This is a genomic window from Pirellulales bacterium (assembly GCA_019636345.1).
GTDB lineage: Bacteria > Planctomycetota > Planctomycetia > Pirellulales > Lacipirellulaceae.
In genome coordinates this window covers 111,261-135,856 of record JAHBXQ010000001.1, presented here as the reverse complement: position 1 = coordinate 135,856, position 24,596 = coordinate 111,261, and the positions used below count along the sequence as shown (strand labels likewise).

The following is a 24,596-nucleotide window of genomic DNA, read 5'->3' as shown; positions in this document are numbered from 1 at the left end:
TGTCAACGTGCTTGAGCCGCCGGGAGCGAATCGAGCATGGGAGGCAAGGCCACGGCGTTACTTGGCGATCGCCTGGATGTTGGTCGGCAGCGCCTTCTGAGGGGTGCTGGCCGCTTCGTACGGCAGCGACAGGACGTAGTCGACGATGTTCCAGATTTCGGAGTTCGACAAAGTCGCCCCGGCGCCCGGCATAGGCGACCCTGGGATCCCTTCATGAATCCGCCAGAAGACGTCGACCCGCCGTCGGCCGCCGCGATAGACGCCAGCCCGCAGATTACGCGGGATCGCGTTCCTCACCGGGTAAAGCGTGGCGAGCACGTCCTTGCGGTCGGCCAGCAACTGGATGTTGACCGCGAGTTCGGCCTCGCCCTCTTCGTCAAGTTCCGGGTCGGCCCGATCTTCGGCGATCGACTTTTCGAGTTGAGTCGTCGCTTCGATGACGGCCAGTTGCTCTTTGGTCCAGTTGTCGTAATCGGTCGTCTGTCCGTCGCCCAGGCCGGTCGGCCCGTGGCAGGTGTAACAGTTGGCCCGCTTGTCGTAGAACAATTCGCGACCCTTGGCGACCGACGCGGCGATCTCTTCCGCGCTGCGATCGTCGTCGGGGATGTCGCCGTCCGCCGGAACGACGATCGAATCGTTGGCTTCGCCCCACGCCTCGACGACCCCCGCGACGATCTCGGCGATCGCCTCGCGCTGCTCGTCGGCATATTGGCCGTCGACGGGGTTGAGCGGGATCCGCACCAGGCGCGTCGTGCCGTCCTCGCCTTCGACTTCGTCCTCGCCGAGCTCGTTGTAGACGTAGTCGGCCAGCGCCCGCTCCGCCTCGCCGCGCATCGCGAGGTACTTCACGTACTCGACAAGCGATTCGAGTTCCCCCTCGCCCAGCAGCGAAAACGAGGGCATCGAGGTCCCGGGGGCGCCGTTCCAGAGGATCCGGCGGAGGTCCTCGTCAGTCGGGCGAGCGGCGTTGGCATTCGATTTGAACTTGAACGTCCCCATCCGGTAGTCGCGGGGATAAGGGTTGAGAAACCGCGCCGTCGGCCCTCGCCCGTCGCCGCTCACCCCGTGGCAATGGACGCAGTGTTTGCGATAGAGCCCGTGACCGACGCCTCCCTCGTCGCTCCACGCGGGGCCGGCCGACAGAGCGAGCCGGGTCTGGCTCAAGCCCGAATCGGCGAGAGCGATCGGTTCGTCAGGCGTGCCGAACAACCCGTCGAGCACGTTGGCGATTTCTTGGCGGTACTCGGGGCCGATTTCGTTGTTGTTCGGTCCGACCATGCGAACCATGTTCAGCCGAAAGTTCGGCGGTTCGACCTGATCACAGCCCGCAAGCGCGGCGACGACCGCCGCGACGAGGAGCAATTGGACGCTGGCAAGTATGTGCTTCATCGACTTGTCGAGTGTTAAACGCAAAGGTCCGCCGGGGGAGGCACGAGGAAAGTTCCGCGGCGGCGAACAATCAACTGGCGAACAGGGACGCGGGAATCTGCAGATCCAACTCGCGGGTTTCGTCTTCATCGAGTTTGATCTTGAAGCGGCCCTTCTTGGTCCACTTGTATTCTTTGGCGACGTCCCCCTCGGGCACGACGCCCGCGGACGCTTCGTGCCAGACTTGAATCTCGATCTCTTCGCCGGCAGGCAAGTTGGCCAGCTCGAACGAACCGTCCGGGCCGGTGATCGACACGTAACCGTTCTTGCGAGCCAGCAGGTACGACAACATCCACGGGTGGATGCTGCACCGCACGGCGGCCGGCGAGGCGTCCTCCTTTTGCGGCACGAACGGCACCGACTGTCCGACCGGGATCGTCTGATTGAGCTTGTTGCTCCCCTCGGCGATGTTGGTGTTGTGACCGACGTCGTCGCTGTTTTTGATCTCGATCGTCTGCCCCACGACAACCGCCGCGACGTGCGTCAGGAACACGCATTGCTTCTGGTCGAACACCAACGATTCGTCGGGGGCCTCGGCCGATTCGTGAACGCGGCTTACGCTGCGGGCGTAGATCGCGACGTTCGCCAACCCGTCGCCGTCGCCGACTTTGAGCCACTCTTGCGGCGGGGCTTTGCCGCCGGGAGCGCACGTGGCCTCGTCCTTGTTCACGACGTAGGCCGGCATCGGCGGGGGATCGCCGAGGAAGGTGAACCGCCCCTTGAGGGTGGCCCACCCCGTACCGGTCGACTCGGCCGCGCTCGACGAGGTCTCGCCCCCCGCGGAGCGAAACGCCGCCGCGATCTTCGCCGCCTGACCGGCGTCGGCCACGGGGCCGATGTTCGTCGACTGCTGACAGCCGACCGCCGTCGCGATCGCCGCGCAACCGAGAAGCCGCCACGACCGCGCCACGCGGAGGCCAGGGAACGGACGAACCATGCTTCGCTCTCCCAACAAACCAAGCGGCGCCGCCCCGGCCGACGCGGCACGGGACGACGACCGACTGTTCGCTTACAAACCCAGTTGCTTCTTCGTGACCTTGATGTCGCCGAGGTCGAGCGTCTCGCCCGCCTTGACGGTCAAATCGATCCGCCCCTTGCGGTTCGTCTTCTCGCCGCCGACGACCAGATCGCGCATGTTGCCCTTGGTCTCGTGCCAGATGATGAACTCGTGCTTGCCGGCCGGGACGTTGGCCAGTTCAAACGAACCATCGTTGCCCGAAACGACCATGTACGGGTTGTCGCGGATCAACACCAACGCGTTCATCCACGGGTGGACGTTGCAAGCGAACTCGGTCGGCACCGGCTCGGACTTTTGAAATTCCTTGACGATCGGCTTGTCGTTGGTCACCTGCTCGTTGAACTTGGCGTTGACCACCAAGTTTTGTGCATTCGTGTTGTGGCCGATCCCCTGGTCGCTGTTGCGGATTTCCAGCGGCTGCTTGGTCCACACCGTCATCGCGTGCGGCTCGAAACGGCACTGGTTGTTGTCGAGCACGACCGTCTTCGCGGCGGTCTCGTAGTCGGGGTGCACCGCGACGCTCTTCGAACTGCAGTAGACGAACACGTTGGCCAGCCCGCCGTTTTCGCCCTGGACCACGCTCTCGTTGACCAGCTTGAACGGACCGCAGAACGCCGTGTCCTTGTCGACCTTGACCGGCGCCGGCTTCACCTCGCCGTCCAGCACGAAGCGACCCTTGATGGTCCCCCAATCGGCGGCCCCGGCCGAGGCGCACAGCGCCCCCGCAACGAGCGCTGCGCTCGCCGACAGACTCAAACTCTTCAGACAATCACGGTAGCAACACATGGCAACGCTCCTGACGAATTGCGAACCGACCGTCGAGCGGCGACTCCGATCGGTCCAGGTCGAGTGGTTTCAACAGTCTTCGGCTTGTCGGGCAAGATCGCAGTGTTCGCCAAGCCGCTCGCGGCCGACCGACGACAGGCCGAGGCACTGTCGTCAGCGGCGCATTCAGGTCATTCTCCTCCCGCGGCGCTCCCCGCAGCGCTCTGCGCCGCCGACTCCTGCACCAGCCCCGACACATCGGTCCGGCCCTTAGCGTAGGCGTCGAAATTCATCAGCAAGTCGACCAACCCCCGCAATTGCTCGAGGCTCGTGCCATGGTACAGGTCCTGGCTGACGCCCCCCAGTTGCGGATCGTCCGGTCGATAGGGAATGTTCACCGGCATGCCCGTGTACGGCAGAATTCGATTCGGGTTGGCGACCCAATCGCGGACGTAATCGGGCCGCAGCCGGCGGTAAACCTCCGACAAGGGGGGGCCGAAGGTCGCGCGATCTCCCTGCGGCTGAAAGTCCGACACCGCGTGGCACTTCACGCAGTAATTGCCGCTGGTGACGATTCGCATCGCCTCGTCGAGCTTCGTCTCCTGCTTATCTCCCGCGGCCACCGCGGCGACGTAACTCGAAGACTGTTGCGGCTTGTACTCGTACGGGAACTCGGCCCCGCTCGCCGCGGCGAAGTAATTGGTCAGCTTCGCCGCTTCGGCCGAGGACATCTTGAAGTTGGGCATTCGCATCACCGCCGCAGGACGCAACGGGCTGGGATCCATAAGGAACCCGTGCAGCCAGTCGGTTTGCACCTTCTCTCCCTCTTCCATCAGCGGCGGCGGGAGCCAGCCCCAGGCCTCTTTGCCGTTGACCTGCGGGTTGCGCTCTTTGGCCTTTTCGATGACCTTGGGGAACAGGTACCGAGCCAAGTCGCCCCCCCACGCCGGATACGCCTGCCCTTCGGCCGGGCCGTACTTCGTCCGGTCGGCCGGGATCAGCAATTCCTCGATGCCCCGCAGCCGCGGTTCGCCTCCCACCAGCGCGTTGCGCCAGAGGGTGAACTTGTAGAACACAGGGATCGTTTCGCCTTCCTCGGCCTCCGCTTCGGCGAGTTCTTCCGGCGAGATGGGCTCGCGATCCTCGTCGACCCACGTGACCTGCCCCGTCTCCTCGTCGAGAACCGGCATGCCGTGCACAGTGGCGTGCATCATGCCTCGCTGATCGACCGCAAGCGAAGCGGCGACGTCTTTGGGAGTGAACGCGGGCTTCAGGAACGGAAAGTCGTCGACCGTCGACGCGGTGTCGAAATCGCCGTCCCGGTAGCCGAACTGCCACTGCTCCATTTTCAGCGTGTGGCAACCGGCGCAGTTGAACCGTTCGAGCACCTGCCGGCCCTCGACGATCGCTTTCTGGGCCCCGGTCGGAGCATAGACGTACTGCGGCGCCGGCGGTTCACTGACCAACCCCAGCAGGAACGTCATCACCGCCTCGCGCTGGTCGTCGGTGAACGGGAACTTCGGCATCCGCAGCCGATCGTTGAAGCTTTTGTTGCGAGTCGTCTTGTAGTCGTAGCTGCGCGGGTAGCGAAGCTTCTGCCAAGCGAAACCGTCGCGGACATGCTTGTTGATCGCCTGGACGAAGTAGCTGTCGTCCTTGCCGATTCCCTTGGCCCCAGGATCGAGATGCCCGCCATGACCGCCATGGGCATGGTCGTCGTGACCGAGGCGCTTTACGGAAAGCTTGCCCCCGTCGCCGTACTCGACTTCGATCGACGGATCGATGCCGTGCTTCTCGAGGAACGAGCCGATGTTCTCGAACGCCAGCTTCGACGACTCCTTGCGGCCCCAGTCGGCCAAGGCGGTGCCGATCGGCTTGGCGTCCTCGTAACCGGGGATGTCGTGGCAGCCGAAACAGCCGTACTTGCCGATCGTCCGGCGAGCGACGAACTCAAGCTGCTTGTCGACGCGGTTCGCAGCGTTCATGCCCAGCAAGACCCGCTCGTCGGCCTTCAGTTTCGAGGCCATGTGATCGGGGACCCCGTCGGCCAGGTACTTCTTCGCCCGGGCCTCGGGAATCGCGTCGCTCTTGAGCCACTCCAGCGCCAGTTCGGCCAGCGCCTGCTCCTGATCCGCGTCCAGTTGCGGCGCGGGGATCCCCTGCGGCTTCCAATCGCTCGTCACGCTGAGCAGATACTCGGCGATGTCGGCCGCGGGGTCGGTGACAGCCCCCGACGGGCGACCGTCCTCGCCCGTCTCGACGATCGGATCGAGATACAGCACGGGCATACTAGTGCGCAGGTGGTAACGGTGCGGCTGCTTGAGCCACGAGTAGAGCCACTTGCGCCCCTTGGTCGTGTTGAGCTTGGCGGCGATTTCAGACAAGTCGGGGCCCTGATTCGCCTTGGCCTCGGGGAACTCGCCGTGCGAATGACACGCCAAACAGCCCCGCGACTCGAACAGCCATGCGCCGCGCTCGGCCGAGGGCTCTTCGGTGACGTTCTCGGGGGCGTCCTGGTACTCGAACTCGACGCTGTTGTTCAGCAGGAATCGCGACAACGCGAGGATCTCGATCGGCTCGAATTTGAGGCTCGCGTGAAGTTCCGCGGCGTCCTCCTCCTCGGTGAGATGCTCGTACTGCATGAAGAACTGCGGCATCTTGGTCGTCGGGCGGAAGTCCGATGGCTTGCGAATCCAACTGTAGAGCCAATCGAACTCGACCTTCGCCGCGAGATGCCGCAGGCTGGGCCCCGACTTGCGGTAGACTCCGGGGGTCTCCACGTCCTTCAGCACGCTCACCAGCGCCAGAGTCCGGGCCGACAGCTCGGTCTCGCCCTCGGCGGCGGCGGTGCTTAGTTCGGTCAACAGCTCGTTCCGAGCGACCGAATCGTCAGGGGCGACGACGATCCGCTCGGCCAATTCCCGCTGCTCGTCGGAGAGGTTCTCGTCGCGCAGAATCGCTTGGGCAAGTTCGTGGAACGCGGGCTCGAGCCGCACGTCGGGACCAATCCGCTGATTGGGACCGTTGTAGCCGTTCATTTCATGGCAGCCGTAGCAGCCGTACTCCTCGACCAGGGTCCAGCCCTCGACCAGCGAGGCGGCCGGCGGCTCGGGGAAGCGCTCGCTCGGCTCCAAGCCCCCCTTGTCGTGATGGCACTTCAGGCAGTTGCTCTCGGCGAACCGCGCCGGCCGCATCGGGAAGATCCAGTGGTGGTTGTCAAACCAGCCGTGGTTGCGGATCCAGTCCTGCTCTTGCTTCCAATCGTCGGGGGTATGCGACGTCCACTTGAACTCCGTGCCGCTCCCTTGGCCGTCGTGGCAGATCGTGCAGCCGAAGTCCTTTTGCGGATGCGGGCTGAGATCGGTCAGATACAGGTCGAGCCGCGGATGAGCGGTGAAGGGCTGATCGAGCCCGCGATGGATTTCGATCGCCACGGGCGATTCCCATTTCACGAGCTTGAGCAGCCCGTCCTTGACGCCGTCGGGGCTCTGCACCGCGACGCCGCCCACCGACCTGATCACGTCCCCCGGCTCAAGCCCCGCGATCGCCGCCGGCGACTCGGGGATCGTGTAGTGGACCGTGACGTCGGCGCCCTTGATGATGCCCGAATCCGACAGCACCAGCCCGTACAGATCGCGCAGCGCCTTGGTTCGTGTCGCGGCCGCGCCCAGATCGAGTTCCTCAGGCCGTTCGGGGGCGAGGATCGTCGCCGTGAAGTCGCGCTCGCTCTTCGGCACGTTCGGATAGAGCGGGTCGGTCGCCGTCCCGGGAGCCGTCTTCGAGATCGCCCGGTGGCACGTCGTGCATCGGTCGAACCGCGCCACTTGCGAGAAGTTGTAGTTGATCGTCAGATCCGGCAACCAAATCTGATCGATGCGAATGTTGCCGTTGTACAGGGCGCTGAGCACCGGCCAGCGCGTGATCCATTCGCCCACGTTCGACGTATTGAGCTTCACCTGCTCGGTCAGTCGAGTCAGTTCGGTGTGGATCGTCGCCAGTTCCTTCTGGATCTCCGTTTCCTGCGAGTTGACGTCCGCGACGATCGCCTCGAGGTCCATGCGATAGGTCTTGGCCGCGGAAATCTCGGCGGTCAGTTCGGCCAGTTGTTCGTCAAGCTGGTCGATCTCGGCCTGGACCTTGTCGAGCGCTTCTTGGCCCGCCCCTTCGTGGACCATCAGCCCTTTTTTGCTTACGACCGCGGTGCGGACGCCGTTAGCCGACTTCTTCTCGCCGACGAGCTTGTTTTCGCGCCGGCGAGCCTCGGCGACGAACGCGCCGAGGCGAGCGCCCAGCTTGTCGCGCGCGGCGATCGCCGCCGTTTCAGCGGCGGCCAATTGGCGAGGGGCGTCGGAAGAGGCGTCCTCGGCTTGCGCGACGTCACGGGCCTCGGCGACCTTGGTCGCCGCCTCGTTGAACGCAGTCAACGCTGCGTCGAGGCGATCGAACTGCTTCGTCGAACCGGCGTCGCCCGACGTCGCGGCCGCCTTTTCCGCCGCTTGATCGCCCAATTCCTCGATCGTGTCGGCCCCGGCCAGCCGCTGGTCTTCCAACAGGACTTCGCCTTTGAAATCCTCGATCAGTTCCGGATCGATCGGCTCGACCTTCGCCAAGCGCAGCCGCATTTCGTAGTCGGTCACCTTGTCCGAATACTGGTCGGCGAGAAAATCCCGCCGGGACGCCAGCATCCAGGCGTCTTTCTTGCGATCCGCAAGCTGCAGGTCTTTCCACTCGCGGTTCTGGTCCTTGGCGACAAGCCAAATCGTGGCAATCGCCATGACGACCGCGCTGACTGCGAACACGACGTGCAGCAGCTTCTGGTTACGCCAAGTTTGTTCTGTGGCAGGCATGGACGGGAGAGTTTAGTGATCGGTGATTGGTGACTGGTGACTGGCTGTCAGAGACCGCAGCATTGCCGCCGACTGCCCACCGCCCACTTAGAAATTCAGGAACCACTCGGGGATCGCGATGATGTACTTCAGATTGAACACCCAACGGAGCACCATCTTGATCGGCAGCGCCGCCATGAACAGCAGCAGGTTGGCCATCAGCATGAAGCGGATGAGTCCCATCTTCTGGAAATAACGCCGGAAGAACGTCAGCGCCATGATCGGCGGCAGCACGATGAAATAACCGAGCGTGAGCGCAATGCCCAACCACTCCCGCAGCAGGATGAAGCCGGCTTGCACCCAGAAACTGCTCCCCGCGGCCGCGATCGGCAAGCTCGAATTCAGCCAACTGTTCCACCAGAGTTGCGACAGGTTGACGTTGTCGGCCGCCTCGACCTTGTGAGCGTCCCAGTACTCGTACGGCCCGAAGAAATTCCAGTTCGGACCGCGCAGCAGGGTGCCCAGCACGATCAGCGTGATCCAGATTTCCAAGAACCCGAACTGGAACGTCAGGTACGCGAACTTCCGCTCCTTGATCGTGTAGTAGCCGTTGCCGGCCTTGTTGAAGTCGAGATACGGGATGGCCATCAGCCCGTTCACGACCAGCAGCGGCAACACGACCCCCGCCATCCAGGGATCGTAGTAGACGAGCATTTCCTGCAAGCCCAGGAAGTACCACGGGGCCTTCGACGGGTTGGGGGTCTTCACGCTGCTGGCCGGCTCCTCCAGCGGCGCGGGAAGCGCGATCGCCCAGAAGATCAAGAACGCCGTCAGGGCGATCATGCAGATCAACTCGGTGTAGACCAAATCGGGCCACACGAGCACCTTCTCGTCGTCCAACTTCTCCAGCGGCGGTTCGCCCCGTTCCATACGGTCGTCGTTGATCACAGCCCGGTACGTCCCCACCCAGGTGAAGAACGCCAAGAGCAAGATCAACATGACGATCGGCACGTTGTCCGGCTTGGCGACGATCTCGAAGAAGTCCCGGTCGGTCATCGACAGACCGAGAAACAGCAGCATCAGGTTGAGAATCGTCCACGCCACCGCCGGTCGGACGAAGAATCGCCGGAAAACGTACAGCACGATCAACAGCGCGGTCGTGCCGAGGCTGTAGATGACCGGCCCGGTGCTGTTGTCGATGAAGTTCTTCCACGACTCGGGCATCGACGGCATCCAATCGCCGCTTCCTCCGAGCCCCGTGCCGGCCAGAGCCGCCAACACGGCGAAGACGCCGCCAAGCAGCACCCAGACGACCACGTTGGTGACGCCGTACTTCCGCCCGTTTTGTTCCGCCAAGGGGATCCAAGTGCGCGTCCCGCCGGTGCGCCACAAGTACAACGCCGCAACGCCGTTCATGACGGCCAGCATGACGTAGTACCACACCAAGAAGGACGAAACCTTCTCAAAGAACAGCGCGTCGGTGAGTCCGTGAGTCATAGAGAGAGATTAGAGGTCGGAGGTGGGAGGTCTGGGAGGGAGTTCGCCAATCGATCGAGGTCGGGGATCGCGCTCCCTGACCTCCGAGCACTGACCTCTCCCCTCTTCTCTCACAGCGGCCCGCTGATGCCGCCGTCCTTGCGGACCCGCCAGAAGTGGATCGCCAAGAGCAGCGACACCCCGAGCGGGATGGCAATACAATGCAAAATGTAAAACCGATTGAGCGTTTCCTCGCCCACCTCGCGGGCGCCAAGCAAGGCGAACCGCGCGTCGGAGGCGTTGGTGATCATGTCGACCCCGCCCAGGGTCAGGAGCTGCTGCCCCGGGCCTTCATGTCCCAGGAAAGGATGGGCGCGGGCCATGTTCGACCCCACCGTGATCGCCCACACCGCCAACTGGTCCCACGGCAGCAGATAGCCGGTGAAGGACAACAGCAGCGTCAACAGCAGGAGCAGCACCCCGACGACCCAGTTGAACTCGCGCGGCGGCTTGTAACTGCCGGTGAGAAACACCCGGTACATGTGCAACCACACCGTGATGACCATCGCATGGGCGCCCCAGCGATGGATCTCGCGCAAGATCCCTAGCGAGTGGACGTCGCGCAGCATCTGGATGTCGGTGTACGCCCACTGCACCGTGGGACGGTAGTAGAACATCAACAGCACGCCCGTGACGGTCTCGACCAGGAACAGGAAGAAGGTCACTCCCCCCATGCACCAAGTGTACGACAGGGCGATCCCTTGCTTCTTGATCGACACCGGATGAAGGTGCAGGAAGAAGTTGGTCAGCATCACCACGATGCGATTCCGTCGGTCGACGGGCATCGGGTGGCGGAAAATGCTTTTCCAGATCTGCGACTCGCGAATCGTTTCGCCTAAACCCGGCATAGTCGTTGTGCGTGGCTAGTCCGCCGGCAAGAGGCGGAAAACTTGGCTAAAAAGAGATGGTGCGGTACGGCGACCGACGCCCGGCGGCAGGGGACGACGATCGAATCAGGCGGGAATGAAACAGGCAGGATCGCTCCACTGCCCCATTTCTTCCTGGAAGGTGCGGCTCTTGTCGACTTCGATCTGGCCGTCGTCAGCGACGCGAATCGCGTAGCGCTCCAACGGCCGAGGAGCGGGACCCTCGAAGTTGATCCCGTCCTTGTAGAACCCGCTGCCGTGGCACGGGCACTTGTACTTCTGCTCCGCTTCGAGCCAGTTCGGCGTGCAGCCCAGGTGCGTGCACACGGTCTTCAGGGCCACGATCTGCGGCTGGCCGTTGTACTCGGTGTTGACCATCCACACGCCGTACTGGGCCTTGAACTTCTCGGTGACCAGACCCGTGGGGTACTCGTCGGGGAAGCCGACCTTGAAGCGGCTTGGGGGCTCGCGCAGGACGTTGGGGAACAGGAATCGGACCGCCAGAAGCGACCACAGGGCCGAGACGCCCCCCAGGGCCCAGAAGCCCGTCGCCAAAAACCCGCGACGGTCTTGCCCCGCAGCGGCGACCGCCGCTTTGCCGGCCGGCTTCGGCTTGGCGTAGTCCGGCTTCTGCGGCATCGGGGGGACGGCCAGTTTGGCCTTCGCGGCGGCGGCGGCCAGCGATGGCTTCGCAGCGCCGGCGGCCTCGGCCTTCGAGACCGGGCCGGGACGCTCTTTTTTCCGAGCCGCGGCGAGAATGCTCGCGGTGTCGCGGGGCTCGGAAGTGGCCGCGGCGGCCGGCTTGGGCTTCGCAGCGGGCGCAGGTTTGTCAGCCGCGGCCGGCTTGGGAGCCGGTTTCGGGGCCTCGGCAGCCGGCGCGGCGCCCGCGGCCTTGCCGGCGCGAGCCATCGCCAAAATGTCGGCCGCACTTGGTCGCCCCGCAGCCCCCGGCTTGGGGATCGGCTTAGCCGGGCTCGCACTCGCAGGGGCCGTTTCGGCCGGAGCCGGCGGCGCAGGAGTCGCGTCTGCGGCCGAGTCGGCCGACGACGATCCGCCGCCGTCGGCCTTGCGAGCCGCAGCCAGCATGTCCGCTACCGACATCTTTTTCTTATCAGCCATCGTCGAGACCCGTACTGACGGGGCGACCCTCGCTGGGGCAGGATACAAAACGACCAGGCCCGCTCCGCCGCCGGGAGGCGAAGCAGCTAAACCCAAGCCAGTAAGTCACTTAAGGACACATTGTGACATTTTTCACAATGTATCCTGTTAAGATGTAAGCTTCCTGAGCTTGGTTGTCAACCTCTGCTGGCGCCGCAGCGGGCGGTTTCGCTCGCCGTGGACGATCTTCCGCCCATGGGGCGACTGGCCTTCCTATCGGTCGCGGCAGTCTACACCAACTGCCGGAACGGGCGAAGTGTGCCCTGCACCAGTTGAACCGATTTCGCGGCGAGCGATTCAACCGGCGCAGCTTCTCCCACGCTGATCCCTTCGCCGACTCTTCAAATTGTGAATCGAAACGACGCCACCGGAGGCGCGGCGCAGCAGGAGCGGAGCGTGACTGTGGTCCGCTTAGGAAACCGCGAACTGCGCGAAGCGAAGGGCTCGGCCAACACGATTGCACTCTGGCCCAAGCGTGCCGAACCGTGCGACATGGTGACGCGACTCGCGTTCTCACGCACAGGTTCGCCGAGCCCGACCGGCTTGTTCGCGTCCCGTCGCGGTTCCGCAAAGCGCAAGACCCGAATGAATCCGTGCGCCGAGGGCCGCGTCTTCCGTGCCTCTGTGGCAATTCCCGGGAGTATGAGATATTGCAGGTCTGCTGGCTCTCCCGCCCGCATGTCTTGCGGGTTTGTCACTCCCCGCGGTGAATGACTGCTACCTGCCCGCAGCGTCGGCCCGTAAAATCGGGTCCCGGCAATTTGCAGGCGTGAGAAGAGACGCACGACAAGGGACGACGGATGAACGTGTTGGTCATCGGCGGCGGGGGGCGCGAGCACTCCCTCGCCTGGAAGCTCGGACAGAGTCCGCTGGCGGACCGCGTGTTCGTCGCCCCCGGCAACGCCGGCACGGCGGTGGACGCCGAGAACGTGCCGATCGACGACGACGACGTTCCCGCCCTGGTGAAATTCGCCCGCGAGAACCGCATCGGCCTCGTCGTCGTCGGCCCCGAGTCGCCGCTCGCTGCGGGGGTCGTCGACGCGTTCACCGCCGCAGGAATCCTGGCGTTCGGCCCGAGCAAGCAGGCCGCCGAGTTGGAAGCGAGCAAGGTGTTCTGCAAGAACCTGCTCCGCGCCGCCGACGTGCCGACCGCCGATTACCGCACGTTCGCTGATGCGGCGAGCGCCGAGCGCTATCTGCAGACCCGCGACGATCTGCCCGTGGTCGTCAAGGCCGACGGGCTCGCCGCCGGCAAAGGGGTGATCGTCTGCAACAACACGAAGGAGTCGCTCGAAGCCGTGCGGAGGATCGCGGCGGATCGGGAGTTTGGCGCCGCGGGCCGGCAGCTTGTCATCGAGGAGCGACTGATCGGCCAGGAGGCGAGCGTGCTCGCGCTGACCGACGGACGGACGATCGTCACGCTCCCCGCCGCGCAGGATCACAAGCCGGCCTACGACGGCGACAGGGGTCCCAACACCGGCGGGATGGGCGCCTTCTCCCCCACGCCGCTCATTACCGACGAGTTGTTGCGCACAATCGAAGAACGCGTGCTGGTGCCGACGGTCCACCAAATGAAGCGTTCACGGCGCCCGTTTCGCGGAGTGCTCTACGCGGGACTCATGCTCACCAATTCGGGCATCAAGGTGCTCGAGTACAACGTCCGCTTCGGCGACCCTGAGTGCCAGCCGCTGATGATGCGGATGCGCAGCGACCTGTTGCCTCTGCTCCTGGCATGCGCCGAGGGAAAGCTCGAGCAGGCGGGCCGGATCGACTGGGACCCGCGCCCTGCCGTGTGCGTCGTGATGGCCAGCGAGGGGTACCCCGGCAGCTACGAAAAGGGACGCCCGATCCGCGGCCTCGAGCAAGCGGCCGAGGTCCCCGACGTGAAGGTGTTCCACGCCGGCACGACGCTGCGGGACGGCCAGCCGGTGACCAGCGGCGGGCGCGTGCTGGGGGTGACGGGAATCGGCGATTCGATCGCCAAGGCGAAACTGGCCGCCTACTCCGCGGTAAAATGCATCCGCTGGGAGGGGGCTTGGTGCCGCAAGGACATTGCCGACAAGGCTTTGGCGTGAGCCTGTACGCTGGCATACCCGCGCAGCCGATACGGCCGCCAAATTCCATTGCTTCGTCTCGCGGGAAGTCCTACAGTTGAAATAGGCCGGGGAATCGCTCCCGGCAATGACCGCTTCGCCGCGAACTCTCGTCCTGCACGCTCCGTATCACGGATTATGCAAACCATCCGCCGATCGCTGGCCTTGCGTACGCTGATCGTCTTCGCGACGTCAGCGGTGTTGCTCGCGCCGCTGACGGCCTTGGCCGGGCGGACATGCTTCGGGTGCGCCAGCGCGGCGGGATCGGCTGCCAAGGAGTCGGGGTGTTGCGGTTCGTCGCAGGGCCGCGTGGCCAGCACCGGGTCGTGCTGCCGAGGCGCCTGCGATTGCGAGTCGCGGCACAACCTCGGCACCGCTCGGGCCGACTCGCGTGTGCCCGACCGCAAGCTGGGTTGCTTGCTCGGCGGCTGCAGCGGGGAATGTCCGTGCCGAATCAGTTCCGATCGCCCGGCGCCCCTCCGCGAAGGAAACGAACCGGTTGAAACCCGCGTCCTGCCAAGGCACGACGCAGCGCCGGCGACGACGCTGGTCGTGTCGCCCGTGGCGGTCGACAGCTCTCTTTTGGACACTGCCGTCCTGTGCGCCGAGCCGCCTGGGGGCCAGTTGCGGTGGCACGCCTATCTCTCGGTGTGGCGGAATTAATGCGCGCAGGAATCGCCTCTCTGGCGATCTGCGAGCCCGCAAACCTTCTGCGGGCTCGAAGCGATTGCGTGCGTCCGGCGTCGCGTGCTGCGTCGCTGTGACTTTCCGATCCGATTCCTGCCGTGCTGCGCTACGAAGGATTTGCTCCGAGCGCGGCGTCGGTTCCATGAGAGAAAGGTTATCTACCATGTCCAGGTTTCAATTCTTGAGCCTCTGTTTCGGCTTGCTGGCCGTCGGCGTCTTCGCGGTCGCCGCGTCGGCCGACAAGAACGCCGGCAAGACCGCCGCGGGCGACTGCTCGTGCACGTCGTGCGATTGCAACGGCAACTGCGGCGACGACTGCAAGTGCGAGGATTGCCAGTGCGGCAAGTCCTCGACGTGCTGCGCCAATCAAGCCCGGCAAGCGACCCTCGCCGCGAGCGCCGCTTGCTGCTGCGGAGCCGACTGCAAGTGCGAAGAGTGCGGCTGCTCGAGCGGCACATGCACCGACTGCAACTGCGAAGCCTGCAATTGCACCGGCTGCGAGTGCGGCGGCGGTTGCGGTTCGGCCTGCTGCCAGAAGGACGTCGCCTAACGGGCGCGTTCGACGCAGGGAAACTATCGCCACCCTCAACGAAGCCCCGCGGTTGCTCCGGCAACCGCGGGGTTTTTTCATGAAACGGGTTGAGCGACGAACGCCGAAGGGCGAGACTCGGGGCTATCGGCCTGTCGTCCGTGGTCCGTTGTCCATGGCCAGTTGCGCGTGCCGCACGCCCTTCCCTCCCCCGCCTGCCCCTTCCCATGTCCTCGCTTTCCCTCCTGTTGGCCAGTCTGCGTCACTACTGGCGCACGCATGCGGCCGTGGCGGTCGGGGTGGCGATTGCGGCAGCGGTGATCACCGGAGCGCTGGTCGTGGGGGACTCGGTCCGGGGGAGCCTGCGCGACCGAGCTCTCGCCGGCTTGGGGCGGGTCGATGCGGCGCTGACCGCCGAACAGCCGTTCCGTCAACAACTCGCGGCTGAGACGCTCAAACGGGCCCAACGTCACGGCACTCAGCCCGTGGCCTTCTCGGAAACCGTCCCGCTGCTCACCGCGCGCGGAACGCTCGTCGCCGGCGCGGGCCGAACCGCTCGTCGCGCCACGGGACTCGTCGTCTACGGCGTGCCACGCGAATTCTGGCGATTGTCCGACGACGATCGCCAGAATTCGCTTGGCGAAATTCGACGTGGCGTTCCCGACGGCGCGGAGCTCGCACTGTCGCCGGCAATCGCGGCGGAGTTGGGCGCCAACGACGGCGACGTCGCGGTCCTGCGACTGCCCACGCTCGACGGGATGCCTTCCGACAGCGTTCTTGGGGAGAAGGACGATGCGATCGTCGCGCAGCGGTTTCGCATTGCGGTCGTCGACCCCGCGGACGAACCGATGATGCGGTTCGCGCTCCGCCCGATGCAGCAGGAACCGCGGAACGCGTTCGTGCCGCTTGCGCGTTTGCAGATTCTGCTCAAACTTCCCCAGCGGGCGAACGTCGCGCTGTTCGCCACGTCCCGCGGGCGGCTGGCCGACGCGGCCGCGCGCGACGCCGTCGCATCCGCGCTCCGGCCGACGCTGAACGACTACGGTCTTGCACTCGTGCCGATCGCCGGGGGCGAGAACGCCCGGGGCGGGACGATGCGGCTCGCGGCGGAACGACTGGTGCTCCCTCCGGAAGCGGCAAAAACGGCGCTGCAACTCTTCGCCAACGCCGGGGCGCAACCCGCCGTCACCTACTTGGCCAACACGATCGCCGTCGGCGAGCGCAAGATCCCCTACTCGACGATCACGGGGGTCGACTCGACCGAAGCGCTCGGCCCGCTGCTGGACGCCACGGGGGAGCCGATCGTGCTGGCCGACGACGAAATCGCGCTGAACGACTGGGCCGCGGAAGCCTTGGGGGCGAAGGTCGGCGACGTGGTGACCGTGACCTACTACCTGCCCGAGACGACCCACGGCGAGTTGCGCGAGGCGCCTCCGGCGGCGCTCACGCTGCGGGCGATCGTGCCCCTGACCGACGCGGAGGGCCGCCCGACGGCGGCGGCCGACCCGGCGTTCGCCCCCGAGTTGCCCGGCGTGACCGATCAGGCCTCGATCGACGACTGGGACCTGCCCTTCGAACTCGTCGAGAAGGTCGGCGACGCGGACGAGGCGTACTGGGACGCCCGCCGCACGACCCCCAAGGCGTTTGTCTCGCACGCGCTGGCGGCGCGGTTGTGGGGATCGCGGTGGGGGACCGACAGCGTGGTGCGGATCCCGCTCGCCGCTGAGGAAGATCCAACCGCAACGGCAGGCAAACTGCAATCCGAATTGGAAGCGCGGCTTGATCCGCCCTCGCTGGGGATGACGCTGCTGCCGGCAAAGGAAGCGGCGCTCCGCGCCGCAAGCGGAACGACGCCGTTCGACGGGTTGTTCTTGGGATTCAGCATGTTCTTGGTCGCCTCGGCCGTGATGCTGATCGCGCTTTTGTTTCGTTTGGGGATCGAGCAGCGGGCCTCCGAGTCGGGGCTCTTGCTCGCCGCGGGGTTCGCCCCGGCCGCCTTGCGACGGTTGACGCTCGCCGAGGGCGCCTTCGGTGCGGCGCTCGGGGCGGCGATCGGCGCCGGGGGGGGAATCGGCTACGCCCGGCTCATGATCTACGGCCTCAACCACTGGTGGGCCGCGGCGGCGAACGCGCCGTTCTTGCGGCTCCACTGGACGGGTCGCAGCGTGGCGCTCGGCGGCGGGCTGGCGATCCTCGTCGCCCTGGCGGCGATGGCTTGGTCCCTGCGCAAGCTGGTCAAGTTGCCGCCGCGGCAACTGCTGGCCGGCGACGCGCAGCCCCGCGACGAACGCGTGCCGACCGCGGGGGCTCGACCGTGGGCTGCCGTCGTCGCCGCACTGGCCGCCGCGGGGTTAAGCTACGCCGGACGAAGTCTCGAAGGGGAAGCCCAAGCCGGCGCGTTCTTCGGCAGCGGAGCGCTCGCCCTGACCGCAGCCCTGGCAGCCGTGCGGCGGGTGCTGCGGCGCCCGTCGGCCCAACGGCTCACGGCGCTGTCGCTCGCCGGGCTCGCAGCCCGCAACGCTCGACGCAATCCGAGCCGCACGCAACTGTCGCTTGGACTGGCGGCTGTGGCGAGCTTTTTGATCGTTGCGCTGAGCGCCTTCCGCCTCGCCCCCACCGAACGGGGCACGGGGGGGTTCGGTCTGCTGGCCACGGCCGACCTGCCGCTGCCGTACGACCTGGGGACCAGCGCAGGGCGGCGACAACTGGGCTTCAGCACGCGGGACGATGCGAGTCTGAAAAGCGTGCGCATCGTGAGCTGCCGCGCCCGGGACGGCGAGGATGCCAGTTGCCTCAACCTGTTCCAAACCGCCCAGCCCCGCGTGATCGGCGTGCCGCCGTCGATCGCCGAGAACGATTTGTTCGCCTGGGGGCCTGTCGCCGACCCCAAGGACTTCGCCGCGATTGCCGACGGCGTCTCGCCTTGGGAGTTGCTTCAGGCTGACCTAGGCGTCGACGACGCCGGGCTTCCCGTCGTGCCGATGATCCTCGATCGCAACACGGCGATGTACAGCCTCAAACTGTACGCCGTCGGCGATCGGCTTGAGCTGCGCGACGAACGCGACAAGACGCGCACGTTCCAGCTCGTCGCGATGCTCGCCAACAGCGTGCTGCAAGGGGAAGTGCTCGTGGGCGAAGCTCGATTCCTGGATCTCTACCCTGGCGCGGCGGGGAGTCGCTACTTTCTGATCGCCGAGCCCTCCGACGACGACCGCGATCCGGCGGAACTCGCCGCGTTCCTGGAATCGCAGCTCGACGACTTCGGCTTCGACGCGACGGACGCCCGCCTGCGGCTGGCCGATCTCATGGCGGTGCAGAACACGTACCTGTCGACCTTTCAAAGCCTCGGCGGCTTGGGGCTGCTGTTGGGTGTCGCGGGGCTGGCGGTCGTGCAGTTGCGCAGCATGCTCGAGCGCCGCGGCGAACTGGCGTTGATGCGGGCCGCGGGGTTCTCGCGCCGCCGGCTGGTGCAAATGGTCCTCCGCGAGAACGTGCTGTTGCTCGCCGGCGGGCTGGCGATCGGCTGCCTTGCCGCGCTGGCGGCGGTCCTGCCCCACGCTTGGTCGCAGGGGGCAAGCGTCCCCTGGCAGCTGCTGGCAAAGCTCCTCGCCGGAGTCGCCGTCGCCGGGACCGCCGCGGGGTGGGTCGCCACGCGAAAGGCGCTGCGCGTGCCGTTGTTACCGGCCCTTCGCGGGGAGTGAACCCTCGCACAAGTCGCCGCTGGCGGGATCGACCACGCCCCCTTACAGTTGAGGTCGGATCGCCGTTCGGCCGGTCCCCGCGAAGCGCAAATCCCCAGGAATCGTCATGCGTAGCCTCCTGCTGATCATCCTCTCGTTCGGCGTGACGATCTTCTGCTGGGGGGTCTACGGGCCGGTGCTCCATGCGGGGCAACACGGCATGTCGACCGACCCGGCGCAGCTGGCGCGACTGCGGCCGTTCATCTGCGTCGGGCTGGCTTACTTTCTGATCGGCGTGCTTGTGCCGAGCGTCTGGCTACGGCTGCGAGGCGAGGCGGGCGATTGGTCGGTGACGGGGATCGTCTGGAGTCTCGCCGGCGGCGCACTCGGGGCCCTGGGGGCGCTGGGAATCATCATGGCGTTCAACTTCGGCGGCAAGCCGATCTACGTCATGCCGCTGGTGTTCGGCGGGGCGCCAGTCGTCAATTCGTTCTTGACGATCTACCTCGCCCGCAAACTGAAAGAAGTCGGCCCGCTGTTTCTCGCCGGGCTGGTGATGGTGCTGTTGGGCGCAGTGACGGTGCTGGTCTTCGCCCCGCAGAAGTCGGACAAGCCCGCGCAGCCCGCGACCGCCGGCGCCACAGCCGACGAAGCCGGCGCGGACGCGAAGAAGCCGACCGTCGTCGAGCGGGCCGAACGAGGCGCATCGCAGTTCGTCCTGCAGATCTTGTCGATCGCCACGGCGGTCGTCTGCTGGGGCGCTTATGGACCGGTGCTCCACAGAGGGCAAGCCGCCATGCACCACAGCCGGCTGCGGCCGCTGATTTGCGTGGGGCTGGCCTACTTTCTGATCGCCGTGATCTTGCCCAATCTGATGCTCGCCGCCAGTCCCACGGGCGAGGCGAGCACGTGGAACTTCAGCGGCACGCTGTGGAGCTTGCTGGCCGGCGCCGCGGGGGCGTTCGGGGCCCTGGGAATCATCCTCGCGTTCAATTTCGGCGGCAAGCCAGTGTATGTGATGCCGCTGGTGTTCGGCGGGGCGCCGGTCGTCAACACCATGACCACGACGCTCGTCGGGGGACTGTGGGGCGAGGTGCACCCGATCTTTCTGGCCGGGCTGATCCTGGTCGTGGCCGGGGCGGCGATCGTGCTGGTGTTCGCCCCCAAGGGAGGCCCGCCCCCGAAGTTGGTCGAGAAAGCGCCGACCCCGCCGGCTCCCCCGGCCTCTCCCGCAGAGGCTGGAAACGGCTGATCAAACCCTTGCGCTGCGTCAGTTCGAGTCTTTTGGGCTGCGGACGACGCAACCTGTTGACAGAGAGAGATGTAGCGCCGTTCCCCACCCAAAATCTAGCCTGGTTCAAAGCACGAGAGTTTAAGGTTCGTATCCGAGCCATACCCACTCCAGCGCGGCCGGCAACGTCTGCTGCTTGACCGGCCAGTCGCAGTGCCCGGCGTTCTGAGCGAAAACGAACTGGTAGCGGTACTTCTTCGCCGCCAGCGCGGAGGCCATGCGCAGATTCGCCTCCACCCAATCGTGCATGCCGTCGTTCATCACATTGGGGTTGAGGAGATCGCGGTCGCTCGCCTCGAGCCAGATCCGCAGCGGCTTGGCGGGGCTCTCGGGAATCAGCCGTTCGTGGAATTCCCACGCTCCGTGCGGAGTCTCCGGACTGGGAGGCCATTGCTGGTTGACGAACGTGCCGGAGTAGGAGAGGACGCGGCGATACAGGTCGGGCCTGTACCACGCCATCGCCAGCGCACAGGAAGCGCCCGAGCTGCACCCCATCGTCGCCCGCCCGTCGGGATCGGCGGTCAGTTCGACGCCGCAGCGCTGCCTCGCCTGCGGCAGCACCTCGGTCTCGACGAATTCGGCGTACAGGCCGCTCATCGTGTCGTACTCGAGGCCGCGCTGGCTTCCCTGCGCATCGCCGCCCCCGTTGCCGATCGACACGGCCACCAGCGGAGGCAGGCGCCCCGCGGCGATCAGGTTGTCGAGCGCCGTGAAGAGGGCTTCGTCCGGCCCGTCGGCCCCGACCAAGAGCGGAGCTTTCGTCCCCGGTTGATATCCGTGCGGCACGTAGACGGCCACCTTGCGCGTGTACGGGGCCGGGCGGCTGGTCGTCACGATCAGCTTCGCGGGATCGTCTGGATCGGGCGTGCCGAACGTCCCTGGATCGCGGGCGATCCCCTGGTAAATCTTGCTCTCGGCCGAGTCCATCGTGAACCGCACGATGCGTCCCCGCGGCACGCCTGGCTGCGGCTTCATTTCAGGCGCCGCCGGGTGGGTCGGGCCGAGTATGAAATCCCCTTCCGCGCCCGCGGGTGGAAGCTCGCCGTCGGCCAGGCGCGTCATGTGGTCAAAGGCCTTGGCGGTCGGCGATCGAACGGGGCTCGCGCGTCGCTGCGCAACGGCGGCGCGATCGAGCGAAACGCAGCAGACGAACAAGGCCAGCGCAAAGCGGACAAGCGGCGGCATGACGACCTCGCAGCGAGAAGTCTTGGAAAAGGCAATGTTGAGCGCTGATTGCCAGCCCTCTCCATTGCCGAGAGGGGCGCCCCGAGACGGCTTCCGGCTGTCTTCACGTTCACGTTCCGCGGACGGCGCCGAACCATTCCAACTGCATTCGCGGACAATAGCTCCAGCCTTCCGCGTCGCAGAGCGGTTCGAGCCACGCGGCGTGCTGCTGCGCTTCCTCCGCGGTACGGGCTTGAGGCATGAGCAAGACGCGGCACGGGTCGATCGGCGGAAGCGACGCCAGCAGCGCGCGAACCTCCTCGATCTCCTCGGGGGAATCGATCACGAATTTGAGTTGGTGTTCGTATTGCGAGATCAGCCGCGTCAGCACCGCCGGCTTCATCCGCTCGCGTTCGTGGCGCCGAGCCCAACTTGCATGCTCGCGGCCGCGGGGGGCGCTCCCCGACAACTTGGGGCTGATCGACATCAAATCGCACTCGACCGGCAGATAAAGCGTGCCGGCCGTCTCGATCGTCACGTGCCGACCCCGCGCCCGCAGCCGCTGACAAAGCGGGATCAGTTCGGCGAACAGCATCGGCTCGCCCCCTGTGAGGACCACGTGCGAGGCGTCCCACTCCTCGACCTCGGCGACGATCTCGTCGACGGCGAAGTCCTGTCCTTCGGGCGCCCACGAGGCGAACGGCGTATCGCAAAACCAGCACCGCAAGTTGCACCCGCTGGCGCGCACGAACACGCTGACCGTCCCCGTGAGCCGGCCTTCGCCTTGAATCGATTTGTAGATCTCAGCGATCTTCATCGAGAGGATCCTTGCCGCCAAGTCACAAAGTGCGAGCAGGCGCCGGTTGCTCTGATACAGTCATGTCCGAGTGATCCTTGCAAGGCCTTGCCCCTGGCCTGAAGCTGTCCGCCTTCGGTTGTCATCATGCCAGCCACAAGCGTATTGTTCTTTTCTTATTGCTGCGAGTTCGTGGCCAACTGTGTTCGCGTCGCTCACTGCGCGCCTGCATAGTTAGCTTGTACATCCCGCATACTGCACCGGATCGTTGAGTCCCGCCTCGGCAAAACCTTTGAGCCGCAGTTGACAGGCGTCGCAGCGGCCGCAGGGTTGGCCGAGGTCGTTCGGAGCGTAGCAGGTGTGAGTCAGGGCGTAGTCGACCCCCAACTCGGCGCCGCGACGGATGATCTCGGCCTTGGTCAAATTGATCAGCGGCGTGTGGATTCGAAACGCCAGTTCCCCCTCGACCCCCGCCTTGGTCGCCAGGTTCGCCACCCGCTCGAACGCAGCGATGAACTCCGGCCGGCAGTCGGGGTAGCCGCTGTAGTCGACCGCGTTGACCCCGATGAACAAGTCCGCGGCGCCGACGACTTCGGCGTAGCCCAGGGCCAGCGACAGCATCACGGTGTTCCGCGCCGGCACGTAGGTCACTGGGATGCCGTGAGCGATTTCGTCGTCGCTGCGCCCCTGCGGCACGGCGATGTCGGCGGTCAAAGCGCTTCCTCCCAGGGCCGCCAAGTCGATCGTCAGCACGCGGCGCTCGACGACCCCGAGCGCGGCGGCGACGCGGGCGGCGCTGTCCAACTCGAACCGATGTCGTTGCCCGTAGTCGACGCTAAGAGCGTAGAGCGCGTACCCCTCGCGCCGGGCGATTGCGCCCACGGTGGCCGAGTCGAGCCCGCCGGAGAGCAGGATCACCGCTCGGCGCGGTTCGGAGCGTTGAGGATTCTCGGGCATTCGTCCGGTCCAGCGAATTATCCCCCCTGGGGCCGAGCGACGCACCCGCTCGCGGAAGCGGGACGGCTTTCGGGGCCGGCTCTATCATGCCACAATGGGCCGTTCCGCGACAGCGGCCTCGCTTTGCCTGTCCGTCCCTTCCCCGCCCTGCCCCGACCGACGACCATGAGCGACTCCCGCAGCCTGCTGGAAACCTTTGACAATCGGTTCCCCCATCGGGACTACGAGATCGAAATCGTGGCCCCCGAGTTCACGTCGGTCTGCCCCAAGACGGGTCAGCCCGATTTCGGCACGGTGACGATCGCCTACACGCCGGACGCGAAGTGCGTCGAATTGAAGAGCCTGAAGTTTTACCTGCAGAGCTTCCGGAACGAAGGGATCTTCTACGAGAACGTCGCCAATGTCATCCTCGAAGATCTCGCTTCGACGCTCGAACCGCGACGGATGAAGGTCGAGGCGCGATTCAACGCCCGCGGCGGCATCACCGAGACCGTCACGGCCCAATACGCGGCGTCGATTGAATCCGCCCCAGGCATTCCCATGAAATGATCCGAACTCGCTGCGTCAGGCTTCACCCGAAGCAAAACGCCCGACGCCGCGTTCGGCTCGCTCCTATCGAAAGCGATTCCTCATGTCGACCAACCCTAGCGTCATCCTCTCGGCCTTCGGCGACGAAGCGGCGATTCACAAGACCGCGGCCGAGCAGTTCGCCGCGCTGGCGGCGCTGGGGCTGCAGTACTACAGCCTGCGGTTTGTCGACGTGGGGAGCGGCGTCAAGAACGTCATGGACCTCACCAAGTCCGAGATCACCAAGCTGCGACACGAGGAGGACGAGTTCGGCATGAACGTCGCCTCGATCGGTTCGCCGATCGGCAAGGTCAAACTCCTCGACGTCGAGGACGGCACGAAGAACCGCTTCGTCCCGTTCAAGAAGTACCTCGCCGGCGAAGTGAAGAAGGCCTGTGAACTGGCCCATGCGTTCGAGACGAAGCTCATCCGCGGGTTCTCGTTCTACCACCCGCGCGGGGCCGACCCGTGGGAGCATCTCTCCCAAACGGTCGACCAACTCGGGCAGATCGCCGAAATCTGCCACAAGAGCGACCTCACTTTCGGTCTCGAGGTCGAGGCGAATCTCGTCGGGCAAAACGGCCAGCTCATGGCCGAGTTGCATCGCAAGGTGAACCACCCGGCGATGGTGACGATCTTCGACGGCGCCAACATCGTCTGTCAGGGTTACGACACCCAGCAGACGTTCGAGCAGTACCGCGTGATGAAGCCAAGCGTCGGCTGGATGCATATCAAGGACTATTTGGCGCCGAAGGTCGATCGCCCGATTGGGCACGTCGACGAGGACGCCCTGTCGCACTTTGTCCCGGCCGACGCCGGCGACAGCGGGCACGCCCAGATCCTCGCCGACTTCAAGCTGGAGATCCCCAAGCTGGAGAAGCGGCTCAAGAAGCGCGGCATTCCCGGCGTGATTCTCGACCTGGAGCCGCACCTCAAAGGGGGCGGGCAGTACGGCGGGTTCAGCGGCCCCGACGGCATGAGCGTCGCACTGCGAGGCCTGACGCGCGTGCTCGACTTCGTCGGCATCGACTACCACCTGCGCGACTTCGACGACGTCAAAGCGGCGCGGGGATTCTAGCGATTCAGCGCTGATTGATATTCCGGACTGCCGCGGATCGCACGAGGTTCGCCGCGCATCGATGCCGTCTACAGGCTGCGACTCGTGGGGGACATGCTCTGCCTGCGTCGGAGACCAGGTGACTCCGACAGGATCCCTGGCGATCCGCGTTATCGGC

Annotated in this window: 17 protein-coding genes; 7 read left to right on the top strand and 10 right to left on the bottom strand. The window is 65.6% G+C overall.

Features of this window, described 5'->3' with window-relative positions:
• Nucleotides 1-57: 57 nt before the first annotated feature.
• The 7 genes from KF688_00475 to KF688_00445 all read right to left on the bottom strand — a co-directional run bounded on the left by KF688_00475 (nt 58) and on the right by KF688_00445 (nt 11,558).
• Complete coding sequence (locus KF688_00475; protein MBX3424126.1) at nt 58-1,389, bottom strand: c-type cytochrome; 1,332 nt, start codon at nt 1,387-1,389, stop codon at nt 58-60.
• Nucleotides 1,390-1,459: 70 nt separating this feature from the next.
• Nucleotides 1,460-2,365, bottom strand: a complete 906-nt coding sequence (locus KF688_00470; GenBank protein MBX3424125.1) for a hypothetical protein — start codon at nt 2,363-2,365, stop codon at nt 1,460-1,462.
• A 72-nt stretch (nt 2,366-2,437) separates the two neighbouring features.
• Nucleotides 2,438-3,232: a hypothetical protein gene (locus KF688_00465; protein ID MBX3424124.1), complete on the bottom strand. Its 795-nt coding sequence runs from the start codon at nt 3,230-3,232 to the stop codon at nt 2,438-2,440.
• A 170-nt stretch (nt 3,233-3,402) separates the two neighbouring features.
• Nucleotides 3,403-8,058: a c-type cytochrome gene (locus KF688_00460; protein ID MBX3424123.1), complete on the bottom strand. Its 4,656-nt coding sequence runs from the start codon at nt 8,056-8,058 to the stop codon at nt 3,403-3,405.
• A gap of 87 nt (nt 8,059-8,145) precedes the next feature.
• The gene (locus KF688_00455; protein ID MBX3424122.1) at nt 8,146-9,534 is read right to left on the bottom strand and encodes a hypothetical protein; all 1,389 of its coding nucleotides are present in this window, start codon (nt 9,532-9,534) and stop codon (nt 8,146-8,148) included.
• Between the two features lie 110 nt (nt 9,535-9,644).
• Nucleotides 9,645-10,421 carry a cytochrome b N-terminal domain-containing protein gene (locus tag KF688_00450; protein ID MBX3424121.1) on the bottom strand — a complete coding sequence of 259 codons (777 nt, stop codon included), beginning with the start codon at nt 10,419-10,421 and terminating at the stop codon, nt 9,645-9,647.
• 105 nt (nt 10,422-10,526) lie between these two features.
• Nucleotides 10,527-11,558, bottom strand: coding sequence for a ubiquinol-cytochrome c reductase iron-sulfur subunit (locus tag KF688_00445; GenBank protein MBX3424120.1), 1,032 nt, complete (start codon nt 11,556-11,558; stop codon nt 10,527-10,529).
• An 839-nt stretch (nt 11,559-12,397) separates the two neighbouring features.
• Between KF688_00445 and purD the strand changes: the two genes are divergently transcribed.
• The 5 genes from purD (at nt 12,398) to KF688_00420 (ending at nt 19,838) form a co-directional block, all read left to right on the top strand.
• On the top strand, nt 12,398-13,672 hold the full coding sequence (purD, locus tag KF688_00440; GenBank protein ID MBX3424119.1) for a phosphoribosylamine--glycine ligase: 1,275 nt from the start codon (nt 12,398-12,400) through the stop codon (nt 13,670-13,672).
• 156 nt (nt 13,673-13,828) lie between these two features.
• Nucleotides 13,829-14,353 carry a hypothetical protein gene (locus KF688_00435; protein ID MBX3424118.1) on the top strand — a complete coding sequence of 175 codons (525 nt, stop codon included), beginning with the start codon at nt 13,829-13,831 and terminating at the stop codon, nt 14,351-14,353.
• Between the two features lie 187 nt (nt 14,354-14,540).
• On the top strand, nt 14,541-14,927 hold the full coding sequence (locus tag KF688_00430; protein MBX3424117.1) for a hypothetical protein: 387 nt from the start codon (nt 14,541-14,543) through the stop codon (nt 14,925-14,927).
• A 206-nt stretch (nt 14,928-15,133) separates the two neighbouring features.
• Nucleotides 15,134-18,607 carry an ABC transporter permease gene (locus KF688_00425; protein ID MBX3424116.1) on the top strand — a complete coding sequence of 1,158 codons (3,474 nt, stop codon included), beginning with the start codon at nt 15,134-15,136 and terminating at the stop codon, nt 18,605-18,607.
• 106 nt (nt 18,608-18,713) lie between these two features.
• Nucleotides 18,714-19,838 carry a hypothetical protein gene (locus KF688_00420; protein MBX3424115.1) on the top strand — a complete coding sequence of 375 codons (1,125 nt, stop codon included), beginning with the start codon at nt 18,714-18,716 and terminating at the stop codon, nt 19,836-19,838.
• A gap of 120 nt (nt 19,839-19,958) precedes the next feature.
• Here KF688_00420 and KF688_00415 read toward each other — a convergent pair whose 3' ends face one another.
• From KF688_00415 to queC, 3 genes are all read right to left on the bottom strand, one after another.
• Nucleotides 19,959-21,062, bottom strand: coding sequence for an esterase family protein (locus KF688_00415; protein MBX3424114.1), 1,104 nt, complete (start codon nt 21,060-21,062; stop codon nt 19,959-19,961).
• A gap of 109 nt (nt 21,063-21,171) precedes the next feature.
• The gene (locus KF688_00410; GenBank protein MBX3424113.1) at nt 21,172-21,858 is read right to left on the bottom strand and encodes a 7-carboxy-7-deazaguanine synthase QueE; all 687 of its coding nucleotides are present in this window, start codon (nt 21,856-21,858) and stop codon (nt 21,172-21,174) included.
• 213 nt (nt 21,859-22,071) lie between these two features.
• Nucleotides 22,072-22,794: a 7-cyano-7-deazaguanine synthase QueC gene (queC, locus tag KF688_00405; GenBank protein ID MBX3424112.1), complete on the bottom strand. Its 723-nt coding sequence runs from the start codon at nt 22,792-22,794 to the stop codon at nt 22,072-22,074.
• Between the two features lie 165 nt (nt 22,795-22,959).
• On the opposite strand from queC, the gene queF reads away from it, so the two are divergent.
• Together queF and KF688_00395 are read left to right on the top strand one after the other, a co-directional pair.
• Nucleotides 22,960-23,343, top strand: a complete 384-nt coding sequence (gene queF / locus KF688_00400; GenBank protein MBX3424111.1) for a preQ(1) synthase — start codon at nt 22,960-22,962, stop codon at nt 23,341-23,343.
• Nucleotides 23,344-23,425: 82 nt separating this feature from the next.
• Complete coding sequence (locus KF688_00395) at nt 23,426-24,439, top strand: sugar phosphate isomerase/epimerase (GenBank protein ID MBX3424110.1); 1,014 nt, start codon at nt 23,426-23,428, stop codon at nt 24,437-24,439.
• Nucleotides 24,440-24,596: the final 157 nt, after the last annotated feature.

Bases quoted from the DNA above. Each gene is read 5' to 3' on its own strand.
- KF688_00475 (MBX3424126.1), bottom strand. From the start codon at position 1,389: ATGAAGCACATACTTGCCAGCGTCCAATTGCTCCTCGTCGCGGCGGTC.
- KF688_00470 (MBX3424125.1), bottom strand. From the start codon at position 2,365: ATGGTTCGTCCGTTCCCTGGCCTCCGCGTGGCGCGGTCGTGGCGGCTT.
- KF688_00465 (MBX3424124.1), bottom strand. From the start codon at position 3,232: ATGTGTTGCTACCGTGATTGTCTGAAGAGTTTGAGTCTGTCGGCGAGC.
- KF688_00460 (MBX3424123.1), bottom strand. From the start codon at position 8,058: ATGCCTGCCACAGAACAAACTTGGCGTAACCAGAAGCTGCTGCACGTC.
- KF688_00455 (MBX3424122.1), bottom strand. From the start codon at position 9,534: ATGACTCACGGACTCACCGACGCGCTGTTCTTTGAGAAGGTTTCGTCC.
- KF688_00450 (MBX3424121.1), bottom strand. From the start codon at position 10,421: ATGCCGGGTTTAGGCGAAACGATTCGCGAGTCGCAGATCTGGAAAAGC.
- KF688_00445 (MBX3424120.1), bottom strand. From the start codon at position 11,558: ATGGCTGATAAGAAAAAGATGTCGGTAGCGGACATGCTGGCTGCGGCT.
- purD (MBX3424119.1), top strand. From the start codon at position 12,398: ATGAACGTGTTGGTCATCGGCGGCGGGGGGCGCGAGCACTCCCTCGCC.
- KF688_00435 (MBX3424118.1), top strand. From the start codon at position 13,829: ATGCAAACCATCCGCCGATCGCTGGCCTTGCGTACGCTGATCGTCTTC.
- KF688_00430 (MBX3424117.1), top strand. From the start codon at position 14,541: ATGTCCAGGTTTCAATTCTTGAGCCTCTGTTTCGGCTTGCTGGCCGTC.
- KF688_00425 (MBX3424116.1), top strand. From the start codon at position 15,134: ATGTCCTCGCTTTCCCTCCTGTTGGCCAGTCTGCGTCACTACTGGCGC.
- KF688_00420 (MBX3424115.1), top strand. From the start codon at position 18,714: ATGCGTAGCCTCCTGCTGATCATCCTCTCGTTCGGCGTGACGATCTTC.
- KF688_00415 (MBX3424114.1), bottom strand. From the start codon at position 21,062: ATGCCGCCGCTTGTCCGCTTTGCGCTGGCCTTGTTCGTCTGCTGCGTT.
- KF688_00410 (MBX3424113.1), bottom strand. From the start codon at position 21,858: ATGAAGATCGCTGAGATCTACAAATCGATTCAAGGCGAAGGCCGGCTC.
- queC (MBX3424112.1), bottom strand. From the start codon at position 22,794: ATGCCCGAGAATCCTCAACGCTCCGAACCGCGCCGAGCGGTGATCCTG.
- queF (MBX3424111.1), top strand. From the start codon at position 22,960: ATGAGCGACTCCCGCAGCCTGCTGGAAACCTTTGACAATCGGTTCCCC.
- KF688_00395 (MBX3424110.1), top strand. From the start codon at position 23,426: ATGTCGACCAACCCTAGCGTCATCCTCTCGGCCTTCGGCGACGAAGCG.